The 9863-nt window shown below is 72.1% G+C and carries 8 protein-coding genes and 1 pseudogene; 2 read left to right on the top strand and 7 right to left on the bottom strand.

Annotation, left to right across the window (positions count from 1 at the left end):
- Nucleotides 1–69: 69 nt before the first annotated feature.
- The 7 genes and pseudogenes from ACWCYO_RS39185 to ACWCYO_RS39155 all read right to left on the bottom strand — a co-directional run.
- Nucleotides 70–1182, bottom strand: a pseudogene (locus tag ACWCYO_RS39185) (replication-associated recombination protein A); the annotation flags it as partial.
- A gap of 28 nt (nt 1183–1210) precedes the next feature.
- Nucleotides 1211–1834, bottom strand: coding sequence for a hypothetical protein (locus tag ACWCYO_RS39180; RefSeq protein WP_270148360.1), 624 nt, complete (start codon nt 1832–1834; stop codon nt 1211–1213).
- A 71-nt stretch (nt 1835–1905) separates the two neighbouring features.
- The gene (ppk2, locus tag ACWCYO_RS39175; protein ID WP_449786868.1) at nt 1906–2724 is read right to left on the bottom strand and encodes a polyphosphate kinase 2; all 819 of its coding nucleotides are present in this window, start codon (nt 2722–2724) and stop codon (nt 1906–1908) included.
- An 88-nt stretch (nt 2725–2812) separates the two neighbouring features.
- Nucleotides 2813–3331 carry a GNAT family N-acetyltransferase gene (locus ACWCYO_RS39170; protein WP_270148357.1) on the bottom strand — a complete coding sequence of 173 codons (519 nt, stop codon included), beginning with the start codon at nt 3329–3331 and terminating at the stop codon, nt 2813–2815.
- 93 nt (nt 3332–3424) lie between these two features.
- Nucleotides 3425–5215, bottom strand: coding sequence for an aspartate--tRNA ligase (gene aspS / locus ACWCYO_RS39165; protein WP_270148356.1), 1791 nt, complete (start codon nt 5213–5215; stop codon nt 3425–3427).
- Nucleotides 5212–6474 (bottom strand): histidine--tRNA ligase, encoded by a 1263-nt coding sequence (hisS, locus tag ACWCYO_RS39160; RefSeq protein WP_449786867.1) that lies wholly within the window; start codon nt 6472–6474, stop codon nt 5212–5214. The genes aspS and hisS overlap by 4 nt, the downstream gene beginning before the upstream one ends.
- 11 nt (nt 6475–6485) lie before the next feature.
- A complete protein-coding gene (locus tag ACWCYO_RS39155; protein ID WP_270148353.1) occupies nt 6486–7193 on the bottom strand; it encodes an MBL fold metallo-hydrolase in 708 nt (235 codons plus the stop codon).
- 238 nt (nt 7194–7431) lie between these two features.
- Here ACWCYO_RS39155 and ACWCYO_RS39150 point away from each other — a divergent pair, with 238 nt between their 5' ends.
- Nucleotides 7432–8277 carry a peptidylprolyl isomerase gene (locus ACWCYO_RS39150; protein ID WP_449786866.1) on the top strand — a complete coding sequence of 282 codons (846 nt, stop codon included), beginning with the start codon at nt 7432–7434 and terminating at the stop codon, nt 8275–8277.
- A 264-nt stretch (nt 8278–8541) separates the two neighbouring features.
- Nucleotides 8542–9771, top strand: coding sequence for a DUF349 domain-containing protein (locus ACWCYO_RS39145; RefSeq protein ID WP_270148351.1), 1230 nt, complete (start codon nt 8542–8544; stop codon nt 9769–9771).
- Nucleotides 9772–9863: the final 92 nt, after the last annotated feature.

The raw sequence follows: 9863 nt of genomic DNA, 5'->3' as shown, positions 1-9863 counted from the left end.
GGCCGATCCGACGGCGCTGCAGACGGCGGTGGCGGCGGCCCAGGCGGTGGCCCTGATCGGCTTCCCGGAGGCCCGGATCATCCTCTCCCACGCGTCGATCGCCAGGTAGGCCGAGTTGGACTTGGGCGCCAGGGCCAGCGCGATCGCCGCCTGGGAGAGGATGATCCGGGCCTCCGGGAAGCCGATCAGGGCCACCGCCTGGGCCGCCGCCACCGCCGTCTGCAGCGCCGTCGGATCGGCCAGCCCGACGTCCTCGCTGGCCGAGATCATCAGCCGCCGGGCGATGAACCGCGGGTCCTCCCCCGCCTCGATCATCCGGGCCAGGTAGTGCAGGGTGGCGTCCACGTCGCTGCCGCGGATCGACTTGATCAGCGCGCTGGCCACGTCGTAGTGCTGGTCGCCGTCCTTGTCGTAGCGCACCGCCGCCTGGTTGACGGCCGTCTCGGTGGTGGCCAGCGTGATGCTCGCCTCGCCCTTCTCCAGCGCCGCGCCGGCCGCCGCCTCCAGCGTGGTGAGCGCCCGCCGGGCGTCCCCGCCGGCCAGGCGCACCAGGTGGTCCTCGGCCTCCGCGGTCAGCTCCAGGGCGCCCTCCAGCCCGCGCTCGTCGGCCACCGCGCGGCGCAGCAGCGCGCGGACGTCGTCGTCGGTCAGCGACTCCAGGGTGAGCAGCAGCGAGCGGGACAGCAGCGGGGAGATCACCGAGAAGTACGGGTTCTCGGTGGTCGCCGCGATCAGGGTGACCCAGCGGTTCTCCACGGCCGGCAGCAGCGAGTCCTGCTGGGCTTTGGAGAAGCGGTGGATCTCGTCCAGGAAGAGCACCGTCTCCCGGCCGGACATGCCGACCGCCCGCCGGGCGCCGTCGATCACCGCCCGGACCTCCTTGACCCCGGCGGTGATCGCGGACAGCTCGACGAAGCGGCCCTCTACGGCCTGGCTGATCACGTGGGCGAGGGTGGTCTTGCCGGTGCCGGGCGGCCCCCAGAGGATCACCGAGCTGGTGGCCGCCGGACCGCGCGAGTTCGCCACCAGGCGCCGCAGCGGCGAGCCGGGCTTCAGCAGCTGCCGCTGCCCGGCCACCTCGTCCAGGGTGCGCGGGCGCATCCGTACGGCCAGCGGCGCCCGGCCGGGTTCCCTGGTCTGGCGTTCCTCGGCGGCGGCGGTGAAGAGGTCCGGTTCGTCCACACCGGAAGCCTAGTTCAGGCTCCTGACACTACTGGCCGGGATGCTCGGGCCGGTCCAGCAGCACCACGTCGAACTCCTCCAGCGACCGCAGGGTGCCGCCCAGCGCCGCCACCGCCTGCGCCCGGGCGTCGGCCGTCGGGCCGCGCGAGGCCTCGAAGCTCTCCTGGTCCGCGAAGATCGCGCCCACCGACAGGCGGCCGGTCGCGCGGTCGGCCAGCATCGCGCCGGTCACGAATCCTGCGGCCTCCTTCTCCAGCACCGGCAGCACCCGGTCCCGGAAGATCCCCGCGGCCTCGTCCACCTTGGTCGGGTCGAGGTCGGTCCGGGTCAGCCGGAAGCCGGCGCCCGGTCCGGCCGCACCGGGCGGGGCCGTCGCCACGACCTCCCAGACGTCGATGGTCACGGTGCCGCCCAGCGGTGCCAGCAGCTCGCGGCGGCGCTCGCTCAGGGCCGCGTCGCTGTCGCGCTCGGCCTCGGCGGACTCCCACCACGAGCCCATCGTGATCTTCCCGAGGGTCCGGTCGGCGAACAGCCCGTAGCCGCGGTACCCGGGCCGGCCGGTCAGCAGCGCGAGCGCCTCGGTCCGGAGGTTGTCGAGGGTCTGCTCGATCCGGTCCGGGTGACCGGTCGCGTAGACGGTACGGACGAACATGAGCACGCCTCCTGCGGACGCCCGGGCGCCACACGGGGCCGAGCTGGTGAGCAGCGCCCGGCGGACCCCGTCTACTCCAGTCTGGCAGCGTGGTCCGGAACGTACTTCTGCAGATCGCGCGGGGGCCGCTGGTAGCCGCGCGAGGCCGGGCGGGGCGGCAGCTCGATCCTGGGCGGGGCGACCTCGCGGTACGGCACGGAGTCGAGCAGGTGGGCGATCATGTTGATCCGGGCCCGCCGCTTGTCGTCGCTCTCCACCACGTGCCAGGGCGACTGCGGGACGTCGGTGTAGACGAACATCTCGTCCTTGGCGCGCGAGTAGTCCTCCCAGCGGGTGATCGACTCCACGTCCATCGGGGAGAGCTTCCAGCGCTTCATCGGGTCCGCCAGCCGGTCCCGGAACCGTCGCTCCTGCTCGGTGTCGCTCACCGAGAACCAGTACTTGCGCAGCAGGATGCCCGCCTCGATCAGCATCTGTTCGAAGGTCGGGCACTGGTGCAGGAACTGCCAGTACTCCTCGTCGGTGCAGAAGCCCATCACCCGCTCGACCCCGGCCCGGTTGTACCAGCTCCGGTCGAACAGCACGATCTCCCCGGCCGCCGGCAGGTGTTCGACGTACCGCTGGAAGTACCACTGGGTCTTCTGCCGCTCGGTCGGGGTGGGAAGCGCCGCGACCCGGGCGATGCGCGGGTTCAGGTACTCCGTCACCCGCTTGATCGCGCCGCCCTTGCCGGCCGCGTCCCGCCCCTCGAAGACCACCACCAGGCGGGCGCCCTCGACCCGCACCCACTCCTGGAGCTTCACCAGTTCCTGCTGCAGCCGCAGCAGCTCCCGCTCGTACGGCTTCTTCGCCAGTCGTTTCGGCTTCGCGGTCCGCTGCTCCTCGGCCACCCTCGGCTCCTCCGGTCCGACTGCTGCTGATGACCCTTCACCGTAGGCGCAGAAGGGTGGCCCCGCAGGTCGGCGCGGAAGGAACCCTCTACACGCCGACGAAGGGCTCCGGATAGCGGCACAGCCCGCGCGGACCGCCGTCGTACGCCGTCAGCGGCAGCACCTGGAAGTACGCCTCCGGCACCTCGAACGGGCCGGTGACCTCGTGCCGACCGGCCGGGATGAAGCCGAACCGCCCGTAGTAGTCCGGGTCGCCGAGCACGACCACCAGCTTCTCCCCCGCCTCCTCGGCGGCCGACAGCGCGGCCCGGACGACGAGTTCGCCGACGCCCCGGCGCTGCCACTCGGGCGCGACCGCGACCGGCGCGAGCGCCAGCGCGTCACCGGTGGCGCCGCCGTCGCCGACCCGCAGCCGGGTCAGCAGGGCGTGCCCGACGACCAGCCCCGCGTCGTCCACCGCGACCAGCGACAGCCCGGGCAGCCAGGCGGGATCGCGCCGCAGCGCGTCCACCAGGTCCGCCTCGTCCGGCCCGGGGAACGCGGCCATGTGCACGCGTCTGGTCGCCGGGGCGTCCTCCGGACATTCGACTCTCGTGGTGATCTGCACGAGTCAACCCTCCCTGTGTCGCACGACGTTGTGGACCGGCCCCGGACGGTGGACCGTCCGGGGCCGTTGCAGGTTAGCGCGGATGACGAGGCGTCAGCTCTTGGGCTGGGCCTCGGACTTGACGTCCTCACGGACCTTCGGCTGGGCGTCCACGCCGGCCTCGCGGCGCTGCGCCGGGGTGATCGGGGTCGGGGCGCCGGTCAGCGGGTCACCACCGGTGGACGTCTTCGGGAAGGCGATGACGTCGCGGATGGTGTCGTACCCGCCGAGCAGCGTGACGATCCGGTCGAGGCCGAAGGCGACCCCACCGTGCGGCGGCGGGCCGTAGTTGAAGGCGTCCAGCAGGAAGCCGAACTGCGAGGCCGCCTCCTCCTCGGACAGGCCGATCGCGTCGAACGCCCGCTTCTGCACGTCCCGCTGGTGGATACGGATCGAACCGCCGCCCAGCTCCGAGCCGTTGAGGACCAGGTCGTAGGCGTTGGACAGGGCCGAGCCCGGGTCGGTGTCGAAGCTGTCCAGCGACTCCGGGGTCGGCGCGGTGAACGGGTGGTGCACCGCGTGCCAGCCCAGGAACTGGCCCTTGTCGTCCTCGATCGGCTCGAACATCGGGAAGTCGACGACCCAGAGGAAGGCCCACTTGGACTCGTCGATCAGCTCGCAGCGGCGGCCGATCTCCAGCCGGGCGGCGCCCAGCAGCTCCTGCGAGGCGCGCTCCTTGCCGGCCGCGAAGAAGATCGCGTCGCCGTTCTTGGCGCCGGCCGCGGCGGCGAGGCCGGCCAGGTGCTCCTCGGAGAGGTTCTTGGCGACCGGGCCGCGCAGCTCGCCGGTCTCGGCGTCGATCAGCACGTAGGCCAGGCCCTTGGCGCCGCGCGCCTTGGCCCAGTCCTGCCAGGCGTCCAGCTGCTTGCGCGGCTGCGAGGCGCCGCCCGGCATGACCACGGCGCCGACGTACGGGGCCTGGAAGACGCGGAAGTCGGTGCCCTTGAAGTACTCGGTGAGGTCGGTGAGTTCCTGGCCGAAGCGGACGTCCGGCTTGTCGGAGCCGTAGCGGCCCATGGCGTCCGCGTAGGTCATCCGCGGCAGCGGGTTGGGGATCTCGTAGCCGTGGACCTCGCGCCAGATGGCGCCGACGATCTTCTCGCCGAGGGCCAGGATGTCCTCCTGGTCGACGAAGGAGGCCTCGATGTCCAGCTGGGTGAACTCCGGCTGCCGGTCGGCGCGGAAGTCCTCGTCACGGAAGCAGCGGGCGATCTGGTAGTAGCGCTCCATGCCGGCCACCATCAGCAGCTGCTTGAACAGCTGGGGCGACTGCGGCAGGGCGTACCAGTGGCCGGGCTGCAGGCGGACCGGGACGAGGAAGTCGCGGGCGCCCTCGGGGGTGGAGCGGGTGAGGTACGGCGTCTCGATGTCGAGGAAGTCGTTCTCCTCCATCACCCGGCGGATGATGTTGTTGACCTTGGAGCGCAGCCGCAGGCCCTTGGCCGGGCCCTCGCGGCGCAGGTCCAGGTAGCGGTAGCGCAGCCGGACCTCCTCGTTGACCGTGCCCGGCTCGTACTCGGCGACCGGGAACGGCAGCGGCGCGGCCTCGGAGAGCACCTCGATCTCGCTGACGACGACCTCGACGGCGCCGGTCGGGATGTCCGGGTTCTCGTTGCCCTCGGGGCGGACCCGGACGTCACCGGCGACCTTGACGCAGTACTCGGCGCGCAGCCCGTGGACGGAGTCCAGGTCGCGGACCACGATCTGCACGGTGCCGGAGGCGTCGCGCAGGTCGATGAAGGCGACGCCGCCGTGGTCGCGGCGGCGGGCGACCCAGCCGGCCAGGGTGACGGTGGTGCCTGCGTGCTCCGGGCGGAGCGTGCCCGCGTCGTGCGTGCGGATCACAGCTGCTTCTCCTTCAGGGTGGTGACGAGTGCGTCGAGGGCGACGGGGGTCTGCTCGCCGGTGCTCATGTCCTTGAGCTGGACGACGCCCTCGGCGAGGTCCCGGTCACCGGCGATCAGGGCGAAGCGGGCGCCGGACCGGTCGGCGGACTTCATGGCGTTCTTGATGCTCTTGACGCCGAAGGCGAGGTCGGTGGCGACGCCGGCCCGGCGCAGCTCGATCACCTTGGCGAACAGGGTGTTCTTGGCCTCCTCGCCGAGCGCGACGGCGTAGACGGAGGTGGCGGCCGACAGGTCGAGGCCGACGCCCTCGGCCTCCAGCGCCAGGTAGGTGCGGTCCACGCCGAGCGCCCAGCCGACGGACGGCAGCGCCGGGCCGCCGATCATCTCGGACAGGCCGTCGTAGCGGCCGCCGCCGCCGATCGCGGACTGGGCGCCGAGGCCGTTGTGCACGAACTCGAAGGTGGTGCGGGTGTAGTAGTCCAGGCCGCGGACCAGCTTCGGGTCGTCGACGAAGGCCACGCCGTTGGCGGTGAGCAGCTCGCGCACCTTCTCGTCGTACGCCTTGCACTCCTCGCACAGGAAGTCGCGCAGCATCGGGGCGCCGACCAGCTGCTCCTGCACCGACTCGCGCTTGTCGTCCAGCACGCGCAGCGGGTTGATCTCGGCGCGCCGGCGGGTGTCCTCGTCCAGGTCCAGGCCGGCGAGGAACTCGATCAGGGCGGCGCGGTAGACCGGGCGGCACTGCTTGTCGCCCAGGCTGTTGAGCAGCAGCGAGTAGTTGCTCAGGCCCAGCGAGCGGAAGGCGTCGTCGGCCAGGATGATCAGCTCGGCGTCCAGCGCCGGGTCCTCGGCACCGATCGCCTCGGCACCGACCTGGGAGAACTGGCGGTAGCGGCCCTTCTGGGCGCGCTCGTAGCGGTAGTACGAGCCCGAGTACCAGAGCTTGACCGGCAGGTTGCCCTGCTTGTGGAGGTTGGCCTGGAGTGCGGCGCGCAGCACCGAGGCGGTGCCCTCCGGGCGCAGCGCGAGCTCGTCACCGCCCTTGGTGGTGAGGGTGTACATCTCCTTGGAGACGATGTCGGTGGACTCGCCGACGCCGCGCGAGAACAGCTTCACGTCCTCGAAGACCGGGGTCTCGACGTAGCCGTAACCGGCCCGGCGGGCGGGCGCGGCGATGCGCTCGCGGATCGCCAGGAAGGTCGCGGAGCTGGGGGGCAGCAGGTCGTAGGTGCCCTTGGGGGCGGTGAAGGTGCTCAACTTCTCTTCCGTCACATTCCTCGTCGCGGGAAAGCCGGGGCGCCGACCGCCCCCGCTGCCTGTCGGAGGTAGGGGTTGGTGGCGCGCTCGCGGCCGATGGTGGTCTGTCCGCCGTGGCCGGAGAGGACCACGGTGGAATCGTCGAGGGGCAGGCACACCCGGGCCAGCGAGCGCATGATCGCTTCGCCGTCCCCGCCCGGGAGGTCGGTACGCCCGATGGAGCCGGCGAACAGCAGGTCGCCCGAGAACAGCACCGGGGGGAGGTCCTCGGCACCGGGCGTCCGGAAGGTCACCGACCCCCCGGTATGGCCCGGGGCGTGGTCCACGGTGAGCTGCAGGCCGGCCAGCTCCAGCACGCTGCCGTCGGTGAGCTCGCGCACGTCGTCGGGCTCGCCGACGGTGAGCTCGCCCATCAGCTGGGTGCCGAAGGCGCGGCCGACGGCCTTCTCCGGGTCGGACATCATGTACCGGTCCTCGGGGTGGATCCAGGCCGGGATGCCCTTGGCGCCGCAGACCGGGACCACCGAGGCCACGTGGTCGATGTGGCCGTGGGTGAGCAGCACGGCGACGGGCTTCAGCCGGTGCTCACGGACGAGTTCCTCGACGCCGCGGGCGGCCTGGTGGCCGGGATCGACGATGACGCACTCCTCGCCCGCCGCCGGCGCGACCAGGTAGCAGTTGGTGCCCCAGGCTCCAGCGGGGAATCCGGCGATGAACACGCGCGTCCTTCGGGTGTGTGCGGCGGCGGGCTGCGGTGGCTACCAGTAGTGATGACGTAAGGGAAGCCTACCGGCGGTACGGGTCCGGTTGCGAACCAGATACGCCGGGACCGGCTCGGCCTCCCGGCGGGTTCACCGCGTTCTTAGGGCCCGGTCCCTACACTTGGCCGCCGATGGATGCGATGATCCGCTCCGGAAACCATCCACTTTTCCCGCACATGCTCAGGAGACACGGCCGGTGGTCAGCAGCGAACAGCGGCGGCGGCAGCTCGCCCGCGAGAAGTACGAGCGCCAGATGCAGCGCCGCGCCGAGGCGGCCGCCGCCCGCAGGCGGCGCAACACGATCCTGGGCGCGTCGCTCGCGGTCGTGGTGCTGGCCGGCGGCGGCACCCTGTTCGCCACCGGCGCGTTCAGCTCGGACGACAAGGCCAAGAGCACCTCGGCCGCCTCGACCCCCCAGCCCGCGCCGACCCGGGCCGACCCGACCGCCCTGCCGACCCGCAAGCCGGTCGAGGGCTGCGCCGCCCCGGCGCCGGGCTCGCCCAACGGCAAGCAGTTCAAGGCCGAGCCGGCCATGTCGATCGACCAGGGCGCCTCGTACACCATGGCGCTGGACACCAACTGCGGCAAGGTCACCATCGCGCTGGACGCGGCCAAGGCCCCGCACACCGTGAACTCGTTCAACTTCCTGGCCGGTGAGCAGTTCTTCGACCACACCAAGTGCCACCGCCTGACCACCGACGGCATCTTCGTGCTCCAGTGCGGCGACCCGACCGCCAGCGCGACCGTGCCGGGCGGCACGGGCGGCCCCGGCTACAAGTTCGCGGACGAGAACCTGACCGGCGCGACCTACCCGGCGGGCACCGTGGCGATGGCCAACTCCGGCCCGGGCACCAACGGCAGCCAGTTCTTCCTGGTCTACAAGGACACCCAGCTGCCGCCGAACTACACCCCCTTCGGCAAGATCACCGGCGGCCTGGACGTGGTCCAGAAGATCGCCGCCGCGGGCACCCTGGAGGGCTCCCCGGACGGCCACCCGATGGCCGACGTCACTTTCAACTCGGTTACCGTGTCCAATGGTTGACCGACCCCGGGGCCACCGGCGGCGGGCGCCGAAAGCGCTCCCGCCAGGCCCCGGACCGAAATCGCCCGGCCCGGATGCGGACAGCACCGGGCCTGGTCGCCTATGTTGGCGTTGTATAGGGTGCCCGGACCCGCCTAGCCGTCACCCTCGGCAGCAAGGCACGGCGGACGGGGACGGCGGACCCATCGGTCCGCCGCACATCAACTGTGGACGACGGACGCGCGCCGCCCCGGCGCGGGCGCGACGTCATGTGGAGGACGCGCTATGAGCAGCGACCCGTGGGGCCGTGTGGACGAGCAGGGCACGGTGTACGTCAGGACCGCCGACGGCGAACGCGTGGTCGGTTCCTGGCAGGCCGGCTCGCCCGAGGAGGCCCTCGCCTACTTCGAGCGCAAGTACCAGGGCATCGAGGTGGAGATCGGCCTGCTGGAGAAGCGGGTGCGCACCACCGACCTGGCCGCCAAGGACGCCCAGACCGCGCTGGAGCACCTCCGCGCGCAGGTGACCGAGGGGCACGCGGTGGGTGACCTGGACGCGCTGGCCAAGCGGCTGGACGCGCTCGCCGGTGAGATCGAGAGCCGGCGGGAGGAGCGCAAGGCCGCCCGCGCCAAGGCCCAGGACGAGACCCGCGCCGCCAAGGAGGCCCTGGTCTCCGAGGCCGAGCAGCTCGCCGAGTCCACCCAGTGGCGGGAGGCCGGGGACCGGCTGCGCGCCCTGGTGGACACCTGGAAGGGCCTGCCGCGGCTGGACCGCAAGAGCGACGACGAGCTGTGGCACCGCTTCTCGCACGCCCGCTCGGTCTTCTCCAAGCACCGCAAGGCGCACTTCGCGACGCTGGACGCCGAGCGCGAGCAGGCCCGGCAGACCAAGGAGGCGCTGGTCTCCGAGGCCGAGGCGCTGTCCTCGTCCACCGACTGGGGCTCCACCGCGGCCGCCTACCGCGACCTGATGGCCCGCTGGAAGGCCGCCGGCCGCGCGCAGCGGGACGTCGAGGACGAGCTGTGGGCGCGGTTCCGCGGCGCCCAGGACGTCTTCTTCCAGGCCCGTTCCGCGGTGTTCAGCGAGCGGGACGCCGAGCAGGTGGAGAACCAGAAGCTCAAGGAGGCGCTGGCCGCCGAGGCCGAGGCGATCCTGCCGATCACCGACCTGAAGGCCGCCAAGGCCGCGCTGCGCGACGTCAACGAGCGCTGGGAGGCCATCGGCCACGTGCCGCGCGACGTCCGTCCGAAGCTGGACGGCCGGCTGAACGCGGTCGAGCGGGCCGTCCGCGAGGCCGAGGACGCCGAGTGGAAGCGCTCCAACCCGGAGGCCAAGGCCCGCGCGGCCGGCATGGTGGGCCTGTTCCAGGCGAAGGCCGACAAGATCCAGGCCGACCTGGACAAGGCCCGCGCCGCCGGCAACGCCGGCAAGGTGGCCAAGCTGGAGTCCGAGCTGGCCGGCGTGCAGACCCTGCTGGAGCAGGCGCACAAGAGCCAGGAGGAGTTCAGCGGCTGATCCGGCCGACCGACTGAACGGCGAAGGCCCCCGGGGTGCTTCGGTTCTAACGGTCCTCGCAACACCCGCGATCTGCGGGAGTTGCGAGGACC

Source organism: Kitasatospora sp. NPDC001683 (genome assembly GCF_053596495.1).
This window is presented reverse-complemented; position numbering and strand designations above follow the sequence as displayed.

Coding starts and splice junctions, on each gene's coding strand:
- ACWCYO_RS39180 (WP_270148360.1), bottom strand. CDS start 1,834: ATGTTCGTCCGTACCGTCTACGCGACCGGTCACCCGGACCGGATCGAG.
- ACWCYO_RS39145 (WP_270148351.1), top strand. CDS start 8,542: ATGAGCAGCGACCCGTGGGGCCGTGTGGACGAGCAGGGCACGGTGTAC.